The 18,537-nt window shown below is 61.4% G+C and carries 14 protein-coding genes and 1 pseudogene; 12 read left to right on the top strand and 3 right to left on the bottom strand.

The genetic code is table 11. The annotated features are described in order from the left end of the window. The 8 genes and pseudogenes from C8D82_RS22345 to C8D82_RS14165 all read left to right on the top strand — a co-directional run. Positions 1-144, top strand: a pseudogene (locus C8D82_RS22345) (IS982 family transposase); the annotation flags it as partial. Positions 145-333: 189 nt separating this feature from the next. Beyond that, positions 334-1,155 carry an ABC transporter permease gene (locus C8D82_RS14195; protein ID WP_116884947.1) on the top strand — a complete coding sequence of 274 codons (822 nt, stop codon included), beginning with the start codon at positions 334-336 and terminating at the stop codon, positions 1,153-1,155. Positions 1,156-1,168: 13 nt separating this feature from the next. Beyond that, entirely contained in the window at positions 1,169-2,449 is a 1,281-nt protein-coding gene (locus C8D82_RS14190) for an ABC transporter ATP-binding protein (protein ID WP_116884946.1), read from the top strand. 21 nt (positions 2,450-2,470) lie between these two features. Then, positions 2,471-4,114: a glycosyltransferase family 2 protein gene (locus C8D82_RS14185; protein WP_116884945.1), complete on the top strand. Its 1,644-nt coding sequence runs from the start codon at positions 2,471-2,473 to the stop codon at positions 4,112-4,114. A gap of 30 nt (positions 4,115-4,144) precedes the next feature. After that, entirely contained in the window at positions 4,145-6,418 is a 2,274-nt protein-coding gene (locus tag C8D82_RS14180; protein ID WP_116884944.1) for a glycosyltransferase, read from the top strand. Between the two features lie 12 nt (positions 6,419-6,430). Further along, a complete protein-coding gene (locus tag C8D82_RS14175) occupies positions 6,431-8,371 on the top strand; it encodes a glycosyltransferase family 2 protein (protein WP_116884943.1) in 1,941 nt (646 codons plus the stop codon). A gap of 4 nt (positions 8,372-8,375) precedes the next feature. Further along, positions 8,376-9,944, top strand: a complete 1,569-nt coding sequence (locus tag C8D82_RS14170; protein ID WP_116884942.1) for a glycosyltransferase family 2 protein — start codon at positions 8,376-8,378, stop codon at positions 9,942-9,944. Between the two features lies 1 nt (position 9,945). Then, positions 9,946-10,788: a glycosyltransferase family 2 protein gene (locus C8D82_RS14165; protein ID WP_116884941.1), complete on the top strand. Its 843-nt coding sequence runs from the start codon at positions 9,946-9,948 to the stop codon at positions 10,786-10,788. A 103-nt stretch (positions 10,789-10,891) separates the two neighbouring features. Here the strand turns inward: C8D82_RS14165 and C8D82_RS14160 are convergent, their stop codons facing one another. Genes C8D82_RS14160 through C8D82_RS14150 form a run of 3 tightly spaced genes read right to left on the bottom strand, consistent with a single transcriptional unit; the run spans position 10,892 to position 14,429 of the window. Continuing rightward, complete coding sequence (locus C8D82_RS14160; RefSeq protein ID WP_116884940.1) at positions 10,892-11,344, bottom strand: V-type ATP synthase subunit K; 453 nt, start codon at positions 11,342-11,344, stop codon at positions 10,892-10,894. Positions 11,345-11,346: 2 nt separating this feature from the next. Further along, on the bottom strand, positions 11,347-13,131 hold the full coding sequence (locus C8D82_RS14155; RefSeq protein WP_133245214.1) for a V-type ATP synthase subunit I: 1,785 nt from the start codon (positions 13,129-13,131) through the stop codon (positions 11,347-11,349). A 20-nt stretch (positions 13,132-13,151) separates the two neighbouring features. Next, positions 13,152-14,429 carry a glutamate-5-semialdehyde dehydrogenase gene (locus C8D82_RS14150; protein WP_243402530.1) on the bottom strand — a complete coding sequence of 426 codons (1,278 nt, stop codon included), beginning with the start codon at positions 14,427-14,429 and terminating at the stop codon, positions 13,152-13,154. A 248-nt stretch (positions 14,430-14,677) separates the two neighbouring features. Between C8D82_RS14150 and C8D82_RS14145 the strand changes: the two genes are divergently transcribed. The 4 genes from C8D82_RS14145 to C8D82_RS21280 form a co-directional block, all read left to right on the top strand. Further along, complete coding sequence (locus C8D82_RS14145) at positions 14,678-15,946, top strand: adenylosuccinate synthase (protein ID WP_116884937.1); 1,269 nt, start codon at positions 14,678-14,680, stop codon at positions 15,944-15,946. An 87-nt stretch (positions 15,947-16,033) separates the two neighbouring features. Continuing rightward, positions 16,034-17,242 carry a rod shape-determining protein RodA gene (gene rodA, locus C8D82_RS14140; protein WP_133245213.1) on the top strand — a complete coding sequence of 403 codons (1,209 nt, stop codon included), beginning with the start codon at positions 16,034-16,036 and terminating at the stop codon, positions 17,240-17,242. A gap of 108 nt (positions 17,243-17,350) precedes the next feature. Beyond that, positions 17,351-18,046: a hypothetical protein gene (locus C8D82_RS14135; protein WP_116884935.1), complete on the top strand. Its 696-nt coding sequence runs from the start codon at positions 17,351-17,353 to the stop codon at positions 18,044-18,046. Between the two features lie 234 nt (positions 18,047-18,280). Continuing rightward, on the top strand, positions 18,281-18,537 hold a 257-nt coding region (locus C8D82_RS21280; protein ID WP_165833093.1), incomplete at its 3' end, for a hypothetical protein.

The following is an 18,537-nucleotide window of genomic DNA, read 5'->3' as shown; positions in this document are numbered from 1 at the left end:
TTCAATGCCGAAAAAATCAGAGCCCGAGATTTATGGCATTTGACTGTTCGGATTAGCAGGAAATTGTTGGCACATTCCATCAATTGCTGTATCAATCAGAAATATGGGAATCCGCTTCTACAATTTGAACGGATTTTTTGTTAAAAAACTTGCACACGGCGTTATATACTAAGATTCGGGAAATTCAATCAGCCGGGATGATTTTCCGCCTTCTTTTCGCCGGTTCCGCCGTACCGGGCTTTTTTCCGGGTCACGGTTGTATTTGCCCCGGCAATATGCTATATTAGAGGATGTTTATGTGCAAGTATTTTATACAGATAAAGAGAAACTGGAATGGAAGAACCACCCGTCCTTTGCATCGAAGCGAAAAAAAACAACCGGCTCTACCTGCGCGACCTGTGGAACTACCGCGAACTCTTCGCAATGCTCGCGTGGCGCGACATCCTGGTGCGCTACAAGCAGACCGTGGTCGGAGTCGCGTGGTCGGTGATCCGGCCGCTGCTGTCGATGATCGTCTTCACCGTCGTGTTCGGTAAAATCGCGGGACTGCCCTCGGATAACGTGCCGTATGTGCTGATGGTGTTCGCCGGAATGCTGCCGTGGCAGTTCTTCAGCAACACGCTGACCACCGGCAGTGAATCGCTGATCGGCAGCCAGGCGTTGATTTCAAAGGTCTATTTCCCGCGGCTGATCATCCCGACTTCGCGGATCGTAATCAGTCTGATCGAGCTGGCGATCTCCGCGCTGATCTTCGTGCCGCTGTTCTTCTGGTACCGCTACGTGCCGTCATGGCAAATCGTGTTCCTGCCGTTCTTCGTGATTCTGGTCAGCGCAATTTCGCTCGGCATCACCTTCATCATCGCCGCCTTGAACGTCAAATACCGCGACTTCCGCTATATCGTGCCATTCATGGTGCAGTTCGGAATGTATGTTTCACCGGTCGGCTTCTCCAGCGCGGTGATTCCGGAAAAGTGGCAACTCTGGTATCAGCTCAATCCGATGGTCGGCGTGATCGACGGCATCCGCTGGTCGCTGTTCAATTCTCCGGTTTCGGTTCAGGCCGTGGTTATCTCGGTGATCGCGGCGATTGTGCTGATGGTGGCCGGCTTCTACTTTTTCCGGCAAATGGAAACCGAATTCGCAGACTACATCTAGGAAGGTCAGAACTATGCCGGCAATCATCTCCGCCGAAAACATCGGCAAATGCTATATCATCTCCCACAACAAACCGCGCGAGGAGCTGCGGTTCAACGAGTTGCTCTCCGAATGGGGACGCAGCGCCTGTCGCCGCCTCCGCCATCCGCTCAGCCCCAACACCGAAAAAGTGGACCTTGAGGAGTTCTGGGCCCTGCGCGGCCTCGATTTCCGGATCAACCGGGGCGACCGGGTCGGAATCATCGGGCGAAACGGTTCGGGCAAATCCACGCTACTCAAAATTCTGAGCCGAATCACCTCTCCCAGTGAAGGACGGATCAACCTGCGCGGCCGCGTCGCATCGCTGCTGGAGGTAGGCACCGGCTTTCATCCCGAACTGACCGGACGCGAAAACATCTACCTCAACGGCGCAATCCTCGGCATGACGCAGCAGGAAATCCGCAAGAAATTCGATGAGATCGTCGATTTTTCCGGCGTGGAGCGGTTCCTCGACACACCGGTCAAGCGGTACTCCAGCGGCATGTACGTGCGTCTCGCGTTTGCGGTGGCGGCCCATCTGGAACCGGAAATTCTGCTGATCGACGAGGTGCTTGCGGTCGGCGATATGGAGTTCCAGAAAAAATGCCTCGGCAAGATGCAGGATATCTCCCGCGGCGAAGGGCGCACCATCCTGTTCGTCAGCCATAATATGAACGCGGTCCGCTCGCTGTGCAACCGCGGCATCGTGCTTGAAAAGGGCCGTCAAGTGATGGACGGCAACGACAACGTCGAAGCCTGCATCGAACGTTATTTCGGCAGTGCCGGACACGCCGGCCAATGCTGCTGGGAAAACGACGGCACGTTGTCGAATCCATATTTCACTCCTCTGTCGCTGCAGGTGCTCGACGCGGAAAAGCGGCCGATCGGCAACACGCTGTATGCGGAAGATCCCTATTGGGTGGAGATCCGATTCAAGGTGGAAGAAGCCAATCCGTCGCTCTATTTCGATGTACAGCTTTCGGTGGGCGAAACGCCGCTTTTCGCCGCTTCACCGCGGATGGTACACGAACACTACGCGGTCCACAAAGGGGAAAACCGAGTTGAGTTCCGCATTCCGCCCGACCTGCTGAATACCCAGAATTACCGGCTGAATCTGCGTGCATTCCTGCCGCAGATCGGGGAACTGCTGCAGCGCCGCACCAAAAATCCCCCGGAAATCGAACTGCCGATCGAGTTGCGGCGCAAATACAGCTTCACTCCGGGCAATCAGGAAAGCCAGTACCTGCAGCCGGAATTTCAATGGAATATCGATTGACCATCTGACAGGAGATCAGCAATGCCCGATGCCGCCAGCGCCGTGGTTTCCGTAGTGATTCCGGTCTATAAAACGGCCGGATACCTGCCGCGCTGTCTCGACAGCGTCCTCGCCCAGACCCTCCGGGAAATCGAGATCGTCGCGATCGACGACGCCTCACCCGACCATGCGGCGGAGATACTCAAGGCGTATGCGGCAAAGGACTCCCGGATCAGGATCGTGACCCACACCGAAAATCGGGGCAGCCTCGTCGCCCGCCTCTCTGGAATCCGGGCCGCTTCCGGCGAATACATCACCTTCGTCGATGCCGACGACGCGCTCACGCCGGAGATTCTCGCAAGCGCCCTCGGCAAAGCCCGCGCCTCGAGGGCCGACCTGGTCCATTTCGGAGTAAAAGCCGAAGGTGACGCCCCCGCCGCATTCCGCAGCAAGTGGGAAAAGCGCAACCAGCCCTGTTCCGGGCCGCTGCTGGGCGAACAGGTATTCGACGGCCTGTTCCGCGACCGGTTCTATTCCTGGTCGATCTGGGGAAAACTCTTCCGTGCCGACCGCTGCCGCGCAGGTGCCGAGTTCATTCCGCCGGATTACTGCCTGATGGCGGAGGATTTCAGCATGTTCACCGCGATTGCCACTTGCCTGAAGCACTACGAACCGCTCCCGGAAATCGGCTATCTTTACACGATGAACGCCGGAATCAGCAGCTATTCGAAGCTGGATCTCGCGGTGTTCCGGCGGCAGTGCACCGCGTTCGCCGCCTGCCGGACGGTCCGGAGTTGCTTGGAAAAACGGCAGCTTTTCGACCGTTACCGCGAAGCCTTCCAGCTCCGGGAATACGAGGTGATCTCCGATCTGCTGCACCGCTGGCGATACAGCGTCCGCGCGGCCGACCGGGACGAGGCATTCACGCTGCTGTTTCAGGAATACGAGTCCCCGACACTGTACCGGGCGTTCCGCCGTTTCTTCGCCTCGAACAACCGGCAGCCCGCCGAACTTCTGACCCGGAGCAACCTGCTGCCGCTGCCGCCGGGACCGGTCCGCCGCCTCGGCTGGCGCGGCCCCGGCCTGGAACGCTTTGAAGCCGTCCTCCGGGAAGCCGGCATTGCGGCGGAGCCGTGTACGCCTGAATCGGTTCAAAACGGCAACTTCGACGCGGTCTGCCATGCCGAACCGGACACGCCGGAGTTTTTCTGGGAGATGCTCGCGGCCAAAACCGCCGGATGCCGCTTTATATCCCTGTTTCCCGAACGGTTCGATGCGGGGCTAGCGCTGGATCTGCATACATGGCAGATGCGGGACCTCACACTCCGCCAGAGCGACGGCATACTGGTTTCCGATCCGGTTTCGGAAGCGTGGTTCACCGCGGCGGGAATCCGCTGCGAATCCTCCGGCGATGCGGCAGTGCTGGTCCGGCTGCTGCGCCGCATGGAGACGCCTGTGCCGGAAACCGATGCGGTCGCGGAATCGCTTTCCGGCGCGCTGGCCGGTTACTTCGAATCACATCGCGACCACTATCTCGCCCCCTCTCCGGACGGCGAAAGCTTCCTGCCCTTCTACCGGAAAGTGGACAAGGTGCTGACCCGGCTGATGCCGTGGGGAAGCCGCCGCCGGCGGATCATCGCGGGAACGCTGGGCCGCTGGTACAATCAACTGACGCACAACAACTGACGGAGCGCCGCAGCCCGCCACGGAGGAGATATGAGCACGCAAGCACAAACCAAGCCCCGGGTTTCCATCCTGATTCCGGTTTACAACACCGCGCAATACCTGCCGCGCTGTCTTGCCAGCGTGCAGAACCAGACTCTGCACGAAATCGAGATCATCGTGGTCAACGACGCTTCTCCGGACAACGCCGCCGAAGTCCTGGCCGAATACGCCGCGAAGGATTCCCGGATCAGGATCGTGACCCACGAGAAGAACGGCGGTATTCTGGCCGCCCGCCTCTCCGGCATCGCGGCCGCGACCGGCGATTACCTGATCTTTCTCGACGCGGACGACTATCTGTCGCTCGACTGTGCGAAGCTGGCGCTGGAAAAGGCGGAATCCACCGGCGCCGACATGGTCCACTTCGAATTTGAAGTGCTGCTGCCGGACGGCACCAGTTCGGAAGTCACGCGCGAAATCCGCGCCGCGCTCGCCCCGTACAACGGCACATTGCTCGACGGACGGGTGTTCGAGGGTGCGTTCGTCGACCGCCTCTACCGCTGGAATATCTGCGGCAAGTTCATCGCGGCCGACGTGTGCCGCCAGGCCGCCGCCGAACTGCCGCCGGGTTACTACATCATGGCGGAAGATTTCTGCTTTTACTCGATGATGGCCTACCACGCGACCCATTATGAACCATTGTTCCGCAAATGCTACTACTACGGGCTGAATCTCGGCGTCAGTGCTTACACCCTGATCGGTCTGAAGGGCTTCGAACGAGCCTGTTCGGTTTTCACCGCGCTCAACGCAGTCCGTACCTTCCTGACCCGCAAGGGAGTGTTCCAACGCTACCGCGAATCTTTCGACATGCAGCAGCATGCGATTCTCGGCGACCTGATGGACCGCTGGGAGCATAAGCTGATCGAGGCGGACCAATCCGCCGGCTTCGACCTGATGTTCGAACGCTACCGTCCTCAGCCGCTGCTCCGGGTGATGGCCGACTACTTCCACGACCTCGAACAGAAGTTCGCCCGGATGACCGGCATCCCCGCCGCGCTGCGGCGACCGCCGCAGCCGCCCCGCCATATCGGGATTTATCTCGACAAAATCGCCCACTCCGACTTCGCCGAATCCATGCTCGCGGCGGCGCGCGGCTGGCAGGAAGCCGGATACCGCGTCACGCTGCTGACCGGCGCGGAGCCGGAGGCGGACGATCCGGCGCTGCCAGAGAAGATGCAGCGCCTCCGGCTTCCCGGCCGTCTCGCCGGAATCGACCGCGCCGGGATATTGCGCCGGGTCGACGCCTGGCCGGAGCTGCTCCGCGAGCACGCCATCGACACGGTGGTCCACGCAGCGACCGAGTCGGGCCGGTTCATCTGGGACCTGCTGGCGGTGAAGTTCGCGGGGGCCGCCATGATCGCCGTCCCCCGGGTCAATTACAATACGCTCGCCGACGGCCATCTGGGCGATTTCCTGCTGCACACCCGCTGTCTCGCACTCTCCGACGCGGTTGCTGCCCCCTCCGCACTTGATGAACTCTGGTACCGCGCCCGGCAGGCGCGGGCGGTGCGGGTCGCCCCGGCTCCGGTAGAGCCGGTCCCGGCGGAACGTTCCGGGCAGGAGCTGCTGTGGCTCGGCGAGTTCGGCGATCCCCGCCAGATTCACGATCTGGTCAACGCATGGGCAGAAGCCGCCGCCGCATATCCGGGGGCGCTGCTGCTGCTGCCGCAGGCAGGCAATCTTCCGGCTCCGGCCCGTTCGCTCGGGGAGCTGATCGGTTTCCGCCGTCTGCAGGATTCGATCCGTTTTCTCGACACAGAAGATGAACTCAAGCCGCTGCTCCGCACAGTGCGGGCGGCGGTGCTGACGGCGGCGCCGGACCGGTTTCCGCGCCAGCTCGCGCTGCTGCAGAGCTGCGGCATCCCGCTGGTCACCTACGGTTCCGGCGGCGAATGCCGTTCGGTGCCGGAACTCGCCGAGGCGTTGCGCAATGCGCTGGCCGCCCCCGCCGGGCAGTTGCCGGTCACACCGGCTGACCCCGCCGGAAACCGCGAATGGCGGCAGCTCTTTGAACAGCTTCCCGCGCTGACCGTCCCGGCGGTTTCGGAGGATGCCCGGCTGCTGGGCGACGACCTGTTTCGCACCCTTGATGCCTACGCGGTCGCCCACGAACCCTACTATCTGGCACCGCCTGCCGAAGGTGATAATGTGATTGCGTTCCACCGGATGCTCGATCGTGCGATGGACAAGTTTTTTCCGGTCGGAACTCCACGCCGCAGACGACTCTTCCGGACCGGCAAACGGTTGCTCGGACGTTTCAAAAAATAGGAGGAGACAGCGATGAACCAGACCACGGGCCGGCCGGATGTCACCATCCTGATCCCGGTTTACAACACTGCCCGGTTCCTGCCGCGCGCCCTCGACTCCGTGCTTGCCCAGACCTGGAAAAACCTGGAAGTAGTCGCCGTCAACGATGCGTCACCGGACAATGCCGCCGAAGTGCTGGCCGATTACGCGGCACGCGATCCCCGCGTCCGCATCGTAACCTGCCCGGAAAACGGCGGTACTCTGAAAGCTCGCCTTTCCGGGCTTGCCACCGCCCGGGGCCGCTACCTGATGAATCTCGATGCCGACGACACCTTTGATCCCGACTGTGTGAAGACGCTGGTTGAAATTGCCGACCGGGAAAACGCCGACGTGGTCGGCTTCGGCTGCCGCCAGCGCGAGGAAAACTGCCCGCTGCGCAACGCCCGCACCCTTGAAGTCGAAAAGCGCTGTTTGGAAGGGCCGGAGGTATTCGAAGCGATGTTTTTCCGTCACCGCTACAGCTGGAGCCTCTGTTTCAAGCTGATCCGGAGGGAGCTGTTCGAGCGGGCGGCGCAGGAGATTCCGCCGGTTTACGCGATCTGCGCCGAAGATTTTTACTTCTATACCGCGGTTTCCTTTTTCGCGAAGAAATTCATCGGAACCGGCAAAATTTTCTACAACTACTACACCGGGATCGGAATCACCGACGTGCGGCTGATGGACCGGGCCGGTTTCACCCGATTCGGCTCGATCTTCACCTCACTGAACGGGGTAAAGGAGTTTCTGAAACGACAGGGGGCGTTCGAACGCTGCCGCGAAGGTTTCGAGGCGCGTGAGCGGGAGCACTTCAACCTGATTTTCGAACGCTGGCCGGGACGCATCCTGCCGGAGCAGCGCAGCGAATGCTTCCGGCTGATGACCGGATGGTATGATCCGGCGGCGGTGGTCCGCCATCTGGAGTTTTGTTTCGGCACCCACCCTGAAACCGTGGCGGCAGCGCTCGGCCGCGATGCGTTCCCGCCTCCCGGCAAACAGACGGTCCGGGCCGCGCTTGAGGATCCGCGCCTGTTCTGGAAGCTGTTGGAAGCGAAGGTCGCGGGAAAGCGGTTTGAGATTTCCGCCGAACGCACCTTCGACCACCTTTATATGGGAGCCGGAATCCCGCTGCATCCGGCGCTCGCCCGCCTCGCGGACTGCATATTCACCGACACCCCCGAAGCCGACCTCTATTGGCGGGGGCACGGCGCGCAAACCGAGTTCCAGCCGGCCAGGCCGCTCAGCTGGTCCCTGCCGGGCCAGCCGCCCGACACGCCGGTGGAAATTTTCGTCCAACTGAACAACCGGGAAAATCCGGAGACGGTCGCCGCCGCTTTTGCCCTGTTCCTCGAACATTGTCCGCAAGCGAGGCTGATGGTCGCCGCCCGCCGGGAGCTGCGCCCCTTCATTCTGCGGGCGCTCCAGCTCCGGGAGATCGACGAAGCGTTTTCCTTCATCGACGCGGAGCAGCCACAGGACCCGGAGAAGCCGGTGTACCGAATTGTCTGGATCTTCCAGCCTTATCTCGCCCAGGCCGAAATGCCCGCCGCGTGGCGCGATTTCCCGGCGGTCGGCTATGAGCAGCTGCAGAATCCCGCCTTCCAGCCCGGCTGCGGCTGTTTCCCGGTCCCTTCCGGCGATCCGGGGCGGCTGGTCATCACCACTGCCCGGCTGCTCAAAGGCGAAACAGTTCCCGCAATCGAAGACCGGCGCACCACTGAACAGCGGCTTACCGCAATCCTTGCGCACATCTCCGCCGCGCACGGCTTCGAACGCCCGTTGCCGCATGGTCGGGAACAGCTCCGGCTGGAAGCCGCCATCCTGAAACGCCGGGCGCGGAATCTCTTTTTCCAGATCGCCCGCCGGTTGCTGCCTTCGGAATCGCTCCGCTGGCAATGTGCGAACCGCATCCGTACCATCTTCAAACCGAGGGTCTGACATCATGGCGGCACATCCGATCTGCATCAGTATTATTCTTCCTGTTTACAATTCGGCGGCGACGCTGGAAAAATCGCTGGATTCCGCGCTCGGGCAGACGCTGCGCGAGCTGGAGGTGATCGCGGTCGACGACGGCTCCGCCGACGAGTCGCTCCGGCTGCTCGAACAGCGCGCCGCCGCCGATCCGCGGCTCCGGGTGATCGCGTTTCCGGAGAACCGCGGCACCCTGATCGCCCGCGCCGAAGCGGTTCGCGCCGCGCAGGGCGAATATCTGCTGTTCCTCGACCCCGACGACACCTTCCGGCCGGAAGCCGCCGCTGAACTTTACGAAGCGGCGGCGGAAAAGCGATATGATGTCGTCGCTTTCGGCTGTGACGAGTTCGTGCCCTGCCCCGACGGTTCGCTGCAGCAGGTGTGGAACTGGATCACCCCGCCTGGCGGCGAAGTTTCCGGCCCCGGCGCGGTGCTGCGCGACCTGCTGGTCGACCGCGGCCACTACTGGAATCTCTGCTTGAAGCTGATCCGGGCCGAAATCTGCCGCAACGCGCTCGGCGACCTCGAACCGTGCTACTGCATCATGGACGAGGATTTCTATTTCTATGTGCTGGTCGCCTGCCGCGCCGATTCGCTGCTGAAACTTGAAAAGAACTATTACAACTATTTCACCGCCGCCGGAGTGACCGCCCAGAGCAGTTTCCCGCTGGAGCGGTTCCGCAGGATCGGCACCATGCTCGACGCGCTGGGGCGGATCGAAGCCTGCCTGAAAAATCGCGGCGACTGGCAGCGCGATCCGGACATCCGCGCCTCCTTCGCCGACATCGAGCGCGACCAGCTGCAGATTCTGTGGGAACGGTGGCTGAACCACCTCCGGCCGGAGGACCGTCCCGCCGGGGCCGCGTGGATCTTCCGCCACGCCGTCGACCGCGAACGGCTGGTGCTGGCGCTGCCGGAAATCGCATTTCAACAGGAGGAAAGGTTCGCCGCGATGTTTCCACCGCACGGCCCGCTGGAGGGGCATCCCTGCGACCCGGCATCTGCCGTCGCGGCACGACCGGTGGCGGAGTTCGATCCCCTGGACCGCTCCGGCGTCGCCGCGCGCCTGGCATACTGGAAGGAGTGGCAGGAGCGGCATCCGGCCGCCGCCGTCCACTATCTGCATGTCCCCGGCGAAGAAGCGGCGCTGTTCTTCGACCGGATCGCCCTCACCCACCTCGGCGTCGGCTTCGTGCTGGAGGAGCCGCTCCGCTTCGGCGAAGCCCCGATTCCGGCGCTCCGCCGCGCCCGCGCTTTCTGCCGGATCGCCGACCGCGTCATCGCCGCCGGCCCCGAAGAACAGCACTGCTTCGACCTCGCCTGCGACCCCGGAGCCGATCCGCTGAACCGGATGCTCGATCGGATGCTCGCCGCCCCCGGCGGCGATGACGGCGATGAACTCGCCAATCCGGAGTTTCTGAAATTCATGAAAGCCGGCTACCGGCTGATGAACAGACTCCTGCCTGCCGGAAGCAGCCGCCGCCGCACCGTCAAAAACTGGGCCAAGCGGACCGCCCGGCTGCTGAAACGGAGGAAGTGACATGTGCCGTTTCTCGCTGATCGTCTGCACCGTGACCCGGACCGCCGAGCTTGAAGCGTTCCTCGGCTCCCTCGCCGCCCAGAAGCAGCCTCCCGCCTTCGAAGTGATCGTGGTCGACCAGAATCCAGATGACCGCCTCGCGCCGCTGCTCGACCGTTGCCGCGGCCGTTTCCCGGTCCGGCGCCTTCGCAGTGAAATCGGCCTGTCGCGCGCCCGCAACGTCGGCCTCGCCGCCGCTTCCGGCGACATCGTCGCCATCCCCGACGACGACTGCACCTATCCGCCCGACCTGCTGCACCGCCTCGCGGCATACTTCGACGCCAATCCCGGCTGCGACGGCGTGTCGACACTGGTGACCGACCGGGACGGCAGTTTCTCCGCCGGCGGCTACATGGCCGGCTCCCCCCTCGCGATCGACCGCGGCAACATCTGGCGCACCGCCGTTTCGCCGTCGATCTTCGTGCGCCGCTCCGTCGTCGGCGAAGTGCGGTTCGACGAAACCCTCGGCGTCGGCTCCGGCACTGTCTACGGTTCCGGCGAGGAAAGCGATTTCCTGCTTCAGTTATTGGAGCATCATCGCCGACTCGATTACCGCCCCGAATTCGTGGTTCACCACCCCTGTTTTCACGGCCCGTGGCGCGCCGAACGCGGCAGGCTCTACGGCAACGGCATGGGACGTGTGTTGCGCAAGCACCGCTATCCGGCATGGCGTGCGATGTTCTACGCATCGCTTCAGTTCGTCCGCGCCGTTCAATTTCTGCTGAAGCTCAATCCCTCCCGCAGCCGCTTCCATCTCGCAATGGCCCTCGGCCGTCTCCACGGCTATTTTCACGTGCGGCATTGACTTCCCGCCCTGAAACCGAACAGGCTGTCTTTTCAGATCAAACCTGAAAAGACAGCCTGCATTCACACCGGCACGCGGCCGGCGGGGGCAATTCCCCTCGCGATTACATCGCCAGCAACGCGAAGACGAGCGCGAAGATCGCGGTGGTTTCGACGATGCCGAGCACCATCAGATAGTTCGCAAAGCCCTGATTGGTTTCGCCGAAAGCGTTGCAGCCGCCGGCGGCGGCCTTGCCCTGATACCACGCGGAGAACATCAGCCCGAGGCCGCCGAGCACGCCGATGGTCAGATAGAGCGGCCAGGCGGCCGGGTTGTCGGCCATCTTGCCTTTGATCAGGATCATCAGGATCATGCCGTAGATGGTCTGCGACAGCGGGGCGCCCGCCAGCGCGATCAGGAGGAAGGGAGCGGGTTTGTCCTGCTGATAGCACTTCTTCCACGCGCCGATCGCGGCGCTGCCGCCGATACCGGTACCCATCGCGGAACCCATCGCCGCCAGACCGATCGCGGCATAACCGCCGGCCATGGCCAGCGCCTTCATCATTTCAACTTCCATGCTCAGTTTTCCTCCGATTTGGTGTTATTTTTAAAAGGTTTGAAATTTGAACCGCTCCAGCTCAAACCGACATGGTTCGAGAATTCAAGCGTATTGAGACGAACGCCGTGCACCAGCACGCTGAGTATGCAAAGGCCGAGGTTCATCGCGTGGCCGATCACCGCGACCAGAATGCCGAAGACCAGAAACCACGGGGAACTCTTCCAGATATCCGAAGCCATGCCGTTGAAGCTGAATGCGATATAGTAGCCGGCCATGCCGACCGCGAAAAGACGGATGTAGCTCAGCACATCGACAAAGCTGCCGATGATGTTGAACGGAAACTGGAACACGTCCGCCATATTCTTCCAGTTCACGTCGCAGGCGATCACCAGCAACAGGCCGATGCCGTAGAGCCAGTACATATAAACCGGGAAGTCCCCGGGCCACACGATCAGTTTCAGCGTCAGGAAGAAGTTGCCCCACAAAATCAGCATCCAGCCGATGTTTTTGCCGATATTGCGGAAATTCCGGTCCCTGAACGCCTGCCAGATGCGGCCGAGCGACAGTTGCGCGATCGCGAGGATGAAGCAGAATGCCTGCACATTCGCATCCTTGACCGCGGGATCGGTGAAAATCTTCAATCCCGGCAGCGGCGACGTCCCGAAGTAGTTGCTGGTCAGCACGCCCCAGACGATCGCAGCGATGCTGAGCACCAGCATCATCCGGCAAGGCAACTGTGCCGCCGGTCTGCCGCGGAACTTCCACATCGCAAACAACGTTCCGGCCAGAAACAGCAAGCCGTACCCGGCGTCGCCGATGATCATCCCGTAGAAAATCGTGAAAAAAACCAGCACCGCCGCCGACACGTCCAGCTCGTGATAGCCCGGCGAAATGCCGAGGAACTGGAACAGAGGGGAGATCAGCTTTGCAAACTTCGACTCCCTGAGCAGCGTCGGCACCTGATCGTCCGGCCCCGGATCGGCGACCAGCAACCCCCAGCCGTTGGTTCTGGCGGCGGCGCGGAGGGTTTCCAGCTCCGGCTCCGGCACGAAACCGGTCAGGGTCACCACTTCCCCGTGCGCGTCAAGCGAATCGTGAACCGTCGTGAACTCCCACTCGGCGTGAAGCTTGCGGAGCCGCTTTTTCGCGGCGGGCAGCGAGGCAAACAGCTCTTTCAGCCGGCCGTTGATCACGCCGACTTCACGCCCCCGCTCCTGAATGCGGCTGCGCAACTCGGCCGGATCGTCTTCGGCGGAAAGCCGGATTTCCGGCAATGTTCCCGGCTCCTGTTCCTCCAGCGAAACCGCCGCAAAGTAGATGCGGGCGGAATCCTGCCGGATCACCCTGCACTCCACCCCGGGGAGTTCTTCCGCCTCCCGGAGCTGCCGCTCGGAACCGGCGCAGAGGTGGACGTAAATTCCCTTTTCACGCAGTTCATCGAGCATCGGGCGGTCGAATTCGCCCCACACTTCCAACGCCTTCAGCCGCTGGGAAAGCGCGTTCAGTTCGCCGGAAAGCTGGTCGCGTTTGTCGAGCAGCGCGCCGGCGCTTTCGATCGCCTCGGCGCCGGAGCAGCGCTTGCCCGCCGCCGGAACTTCGCCGTCATTCTCTTTGAAGAGCTTGTCCAGCTCGCCGACGATACGGCTGCCGGAGTCGAACTCCTCCTTCAGCTGCTGGGCGCTGTCGGAAGCTCCGACCCGGAGCTGCTCGATCTGCATCACGCCGAGCGAGCGCAGCGCGACCAGCGCGGAATCCTGTTCGGATTTCAGCGCCAGCAGCGTGACTTTTTTCATCGGTACAATCATTCTTGCCGGTTCTCCCGCTGTTATGGACGAATCTGCCCGCTGCCGCGAACCAGATACTTGTAACTGGTCAGCTCATCGGCCCCCATCGGGCCGCGGGCATGGAGTTTGTCCGTACTGATGCCGATTTCGGCCCCCATCCCGAATTCACCGCCGTCGGTGAACCGGGTCGAGGCGTTCGCGTAAAGCGTCGAAGAGTCGACGTTCGCGAAAAAGTAATCGATGTCGGCCGGAATATCGCTCAGGATCCCGTCACTGTGACGGGAACCGTACTGGTTGATGTGCTCCACCGCCTCCTCGACCGAACCGACCATCTTCACAGTCAGCACCAGAGCGAGGTATTCGGCGTAGTAATCATCTTCGGTCGCCGGAACCGCCTCGGGATCGAGCTTGCGGAACTCTTCGTCGCCGCGCAGCTCCACGCCGTTTTCCTTCATCGCCGCGACGAAGGGCGGCACGAACCGCTCCGCGATTTTCCGGTCGATCAGCAAGGTTTCCAACGCATTGCAGGCGCTGGGGCGCTGGACCTTCGCATTCACGACGATTTCGACCGCTTTTTCCACATCGCATTCGCGGTCGACGTAAAGGTGACAGACCCCTTTGTAGTGTTTCAGCACCGGCATCGTCGCCTCGGCACAGACCAGCCGGATCAGCCGTTCGCCGCCGCGCGGGATGATCAGATCGAGATACTGATCCATCTTGAGCAGCAGATTCACCGCCGCGTGATCCGTCCACGGCACCAGCTGCACCGTGCCGTCGGGCAAGCCGCACCCGATCGCCGCCCGGTTCATGATCCCGGCCAGAATCAGATTGGAGTGAAACGCCTCGCTGCCGCCGCGCAGGATCACCGCGTTGCCCGCCTTGAGACAGATTCCCGCCGCATCGACGGTCACATTCGGGCGCGATTCGTAAATAATGCCGATCACGCCCAGCGGAACGCTGATCTTGGTGATTTCGAGGCCGTTGGGACGGACAGTCGTCGACAACACGCGCCCGACCGGATCGTGTTGGGAGGCGACCACGCGCAGCCCGTCGGCCATCTCCTGAATCCGGCGGTCGGTCAGGGTCAGCCGGTCGATCATCGCCGGTGCAAGACCGGCCTGTTTCGCCTTTTCAAGGTCCTCGGCATTGGCGGCTTTGATCGCCTCCGCGGCCTGTTCGACCCCGCGGGCCATCATCTCCAGGCAGCGGTTTTTCTCGTCGGACGGGAGGACAGCCAGCGCGCGAGAGGCGGTTTTCGCCTTTTTACCCATTTCAGTCAGCGTCGATTTCATCAGTTCGGGTGTCGCTGTCGTACTCACGGAACCATTCCCCTTTTCAAAAATTAAAACCGGAAAACCACAATTACAATCATCGGATAAAATACTTCATCATCGCGCCAGTTGCAAATCATCTGCCGGGAAATAATCCGACAATCCTCGATTTTTTCGGGCTCCAAATGCTTTACCCGACTTTTTCTCCGGATTCGGATTGTATTTTCTCCGATTCCGGTCTATTTTATAGGACTTGTTTTTATTAACAATACCTTATAACAACAGGGGAATGAAATATGCCGGTTGATATTCTGGTCGGAACTCAGTGGGGAGACGAAGGCAAAGGAAAACTGATCGACGTGCTGACCCGCGACGTCGACATGGTCGTCCGCTTTCAGGGCGGCAATAACGCCGGTCACACCGTCGAGATCGGCAAGGACCGCTATGTGCTGCATCTGGTTCCTTCCGGCATCTTCCGCCCGGGCGTGAAGTGCGTGATCGGCAACGGCGTAGTGGTCGATCCGATCGGCCTGATGGAGGAGATGAAGGCCATCGCCGAAAAGGGCTTCAACCCCGAACAGGTCGAGCTGAGCAACCGCGCCCAGCTGATCTTCGAATACCACAAGCGCGCCGACGCGCTCAACGAGGCGGGCGCCGGCTCCAAAAAGATCGGCACGACCAAGCGCGGCATCGGCCCGTCCTACGCCGACAAGATGCACCGCTGCGGCATCCGCGCGATCGACCTGACCCATCTCGACCGACTCGAACCGCAGTTCCGCACCGAAGCGGCCAAATACAACAAGCTGTTCAGTGAATCCGGCATCGCCCCGCTCGACGTCGACGCCGAGTGGGCGCGGGTCAAAGAGGCCGCCGAATACCTCGCTCCGCGCGTCTGCGACACCGTCTACAGTGTCAACGCGATGATCAAGGCGGGTAAGAATGTGCTCTGCGAAGGCGCGCAGGGGGCATTGCTCGACATCGACCACGGCACCTACCCCTTCGTGACCAGCAGCAACACCGTTACCGGCGGCGCGTGCACCGGAGCGGGCATCGCTCCGCAGCACATCCGCGACAGCTGGGGCGTGATCAAGGCCTACACCACCCGCGTCGGCGAAGGCCCGTTCCCGACCGAACTTTTCGACGAATTCGGCGAGAAGCTCCGCCAGGTCGGCCGTGAATTCGGCGCGACCACCGGCCGGCCGCGCCGCTGCGGCTGGTTCGATGCGATCGCCGCGCACTACGCCTGCATGGTCGACGGCATCAACAAGCTGGCGGTCACCAAGCTGGACGTGCTGGACGACCTCGAACAGATCGCGATCTGCGTCGGCTACGAGATCGACGGCAAGGTCACCAGAGAGTTCCCGGCGGCAGTCGCCGAGCTGGAGAAGATCAAGCCGGTCTACGAGTGGCTGCCGGGCTGGAAGTGCAGCACGGCGGAAGCCCGCAAGTGGGAAGAACTGCCCGAAAACGCCCGCAACTACCTGAACCGCATGGCCGAGCTGGTCGAATCGACCGTCGCCATCGTTTCGGTCGGTCCGCGTCGCGACCAGACCTTCACGGTCTAGTCCGTCCTATTCCACAGGAGCGGCTGAGGCGGGGCGCCCCCCCGGTTCGGCCGCTTTTTGACTTTTCAGCAGCAGGAATCAGCGCCAGTGAGAATCGACGACATGGTGGAATCCGCAACCGGCCCCTCCCGGCAGTCGCGCCGGGAGCGGGGCGGAACATGGAGCGCGCTGCTGTCGTTCCCGGCGAGCCTGGACTTCGTACAGCTGCTGAGCCTGATGTTCCTGCTCGGCGTCGGGCTGGTGTTCATCCGCTCCACCGGCGAACAGGTCGGCACGGAGGCGTCGCTGGGATTTTTCGCCAAGCAGCTGCGCTGGATCGGCGGCGGAGCGGTGCTCTGGCTCCTTGCCGCATCGGTCGACTATCGTAAAATTCAGTACCGGGTGCTGAGCGTGCTGTTCTATCTGGCGATGCTGGCGCTGCTGGTGCTGGTGCTTTTCATCGGCGTCAAAATCAACGGTGCGCGCAGCTGGATCTACCTCAAGCCGATCGGCATGAGTCTGCAGCCCTCCGAATTCAGCAAATTGTCCGTGGTGCTGTTGCTGTCGGCAATGTTCTCCACGCCGATGTTCAATGTGAACCGCCTGGCCTGCCTGCTGCTGGGCGCGGCGGCGGTGGCGCTCCCTTTCGGACTGATCATGCTCGAACCGGACTTCGGCAGCGGCGTGATCCTGATTCCGGTCTTCGTCGGGATCGTGTTCTGCGCCGGTCTGAAATGGCGCTACATCCTGCTGGCGACCGCGGCAGTCGCCCTGATCGGCGGCGGACTCGTGCTGAACGAGGTCGCCGGCTACCGGCCGCTGCTGAAGCCCTACCAGATCAACCGGATCAAGGTCTTCCTGAATCCCGAACTCGACCTGATGGGCAGCGGCTACAACTCCTACCAGGCGCGGCTGGCGGTCGGTTCCGGCGGCATGACCGGCAAGGGAATCGGAGAGGGGACCCAGAATTCGTTAGGCTTCCTGCCCCAGACGGTTTCCAACAACGACTTCATTTTTTCCGTAATCGCGGAGGAAGCGGGATTCGTCGGATGCTTTCTGATCATTCTGGCATATCTGGCGCTGTTCTATTCGGTGGTGCGCACCGCGCTGGCCACCTCCGACCCTTTCGGGCGCTACATCGCGATCGGCATCGGCTGCATCGTATTTCCGCACTGCTTCATCAACATCGGCATGTGCATCGGCGTCACGCCGGTCACCGGAGTGCCGCTGCCGTTCATCAGCTACGGCGGCTCGTTCGTGCTGATGGGGATGCTGGCCTTCGGAATCCTGCAATCCGTCTACCGGCACCGGCGATAAACGCAAAATTGCCAAATGGTAATTTGATTCTCTTCGCGAACGGTTGATTTCCCCCGGCGGGGAACCTATATTTTCCCCGGTTCCCAAATTGAAGCAGAAAGGAAATTTATGAAGAAGTCAATGATTGCAATGATGGCGGCTGCCGCAATGAGCGCGGGAGTCTTTGCGGTTCAGGCCGGTGAACAGGACACGCCGACCAAGCTGTATAACTATCTCTCCAGCCGCAAAGCGGGCGACAAGGCCGCCCTCTCCTGCTACACCAAAGCCACGCAAAAGAGCATGGAGAACTTCGCCAGGGCGAAGGAAGCCGCCGAAAAGAGGGACGCGCTGACCTTCATGCGTTACACCACATTCGCGTACAAAGCCGATGCGGAGGATGCGCAAATTCAGAAGGTTGTCGACTACTACAAGTCGATGAACCCGGAAATGCTCAACCAGATGATGGACGCCTATCTGAAAACCTCTCCGGTCACCGATATGAAGTCCGAAGTGCTCGAAGAAAAGATCAACGGCGACGTCGCGACGCTGAAGGTCAGGAACAGCTGGACCGAAAACGGCAAAGCCCAAAGCGTCGTCGCCGAAACCAAACTCTACAAGGTCAACGGCAAATGGTACAGCGGCATGACCGATGAAGAGGGAAGGAAGCTGGAAAAAGCCAGCCTCGACGCGCTCGATATGCTGCTCAGGCAGATCGACGCCGCCAAAGGCAATGCGGCGGCTCCGGCGGGAACCGCGGATTCCGCTCCGGCAGAAGAATCCAACCCGGTGATTTCGTTCTTCCAATCCATCGCGGATATTTTCTGATATCGATGTCCGCTTGAATATGGCAGTCCGGTTTGCAGGCGCGGCCTCCCGGACTCTCTTTTCAAACATATTTCAATGAACTGTCCCCCTGTTCTCCAATGCGGCCGACCGCAGCGGCTTCCTGCCGCTTGAATATTTGTGACATGTTTCACCTATTTCCCCGACTGCGGGTTGTTTTCGCGATCACCCGGATTTATATTACCGTCACAGCGTTGGAAACAGAACGGGGCAATCATGAAACACATCATCGGACTGATCGCGGCGGCGGCGATCATCTGGAGCGCGGAAGCGGAAGAAAAGCGGCTGCCGCCTTTGAGTGTGAAAACGGAAATAACCGCGACGGTCAGGCCGACCCATGCCTATATCCTGTTTCTGGCCGGCGGACAGGGCCTGATGGTCAGCGACGCCCTGCGCGACTGCAACCAGAAAACGGCGGCGGTTTCCGAAGCGATCCGCAGGCAGTTCCCCGATGCCGCCATTGAGACGGAAAT

The organism is Victivallis vadensis, assembly GCF_003096415.1.
GTDB classification, from domain to species: Bacteria; Verrucomicrobiota; Lentisphaeria; order Victivallales; family Victivallaceae; genus Victivallis; species Victivallis vadensis.
The sequence above is the reverse complement of the archived record's forward strand: the minus strand, read 5'-3'. Positions and strand labels throughout refer to the sequence as shown.

Coding starts and splice junctions, on each gene's coding strand:
- C8D82_RS14170 (WP_116884942.1), top strand. CDS start 8,376: ATGGCGGCACATCCGATCTGCATCAGTATTATTCTTCCTGTTTACAAT.
- C8D82_RS14160 (WP_116884940.1), bottom strand. CDS start 11,344: ATGGAAGTTGAAATGATGAAGGCGCTGGCCATGGCCGGCGGTTATGCC.
- C8D82_RS14175 (WP_116884943.1), top strand. CDS start 6,431: ATGAACCAGACCACGGGCCGGCCGGATGTCACCATCCTGATCCCGGTT.
- C8D82_RS14165 (WP_116884941.1), top strand. CDS start 9,946: ATGTGCCGTTTCTCGCTGATCGTCTGCACCGTGACCCGGACCGCCGAG.
- C8D82_RS14185 (WP_116884945.1), top strand. CDS start 2,471: ATGCCCGATGCCGCCAGCGCCGTGGTTTCCGTAGTGATTCCGGTCTAT.
- C8D82_RS14195 (WP_116884947.1), top strand. CDS start 334: ATGGAAGAACCACCCGTCCTTTGCATCGAAGCGAAAAAAAACAACCGG.
- C8D82_RS14180 (WP_116884944.1), top strand. CDS start 4,145: ATGAGCACGCAAGCACAAACCAAGCCCCGGGTTTCCATCCTGATTCCG.
- C8D82_RS14190 (WP_116884946.1), top strand. CDS start 1,169: ATGCCGGCAATCATCTCCGCCGAAAACATCGGCAAATGCTATATCATC.
- C8D82_RS14135 (WP_116884935.1), top strand. CDS start 17,351: ATGAAGAAGTCAATGATTGCAATGATGGCGGCTGCCGCAATGAGCGCG.
- C8D82_RS14145 (WP_116884937.1), top strand. CDS start 14,678: ATGCCGGTTGATATTCTGGTCGGAACTCAGTGGGGAGACGAAGGCAAA.
- C8D82_RS14155 (WP_133245214.1), bottom strand. CDS start 13,131: ATGATTGTACCGATGAAAAAAGTCACGCTGCTGGCGCTGAAATCCGAA.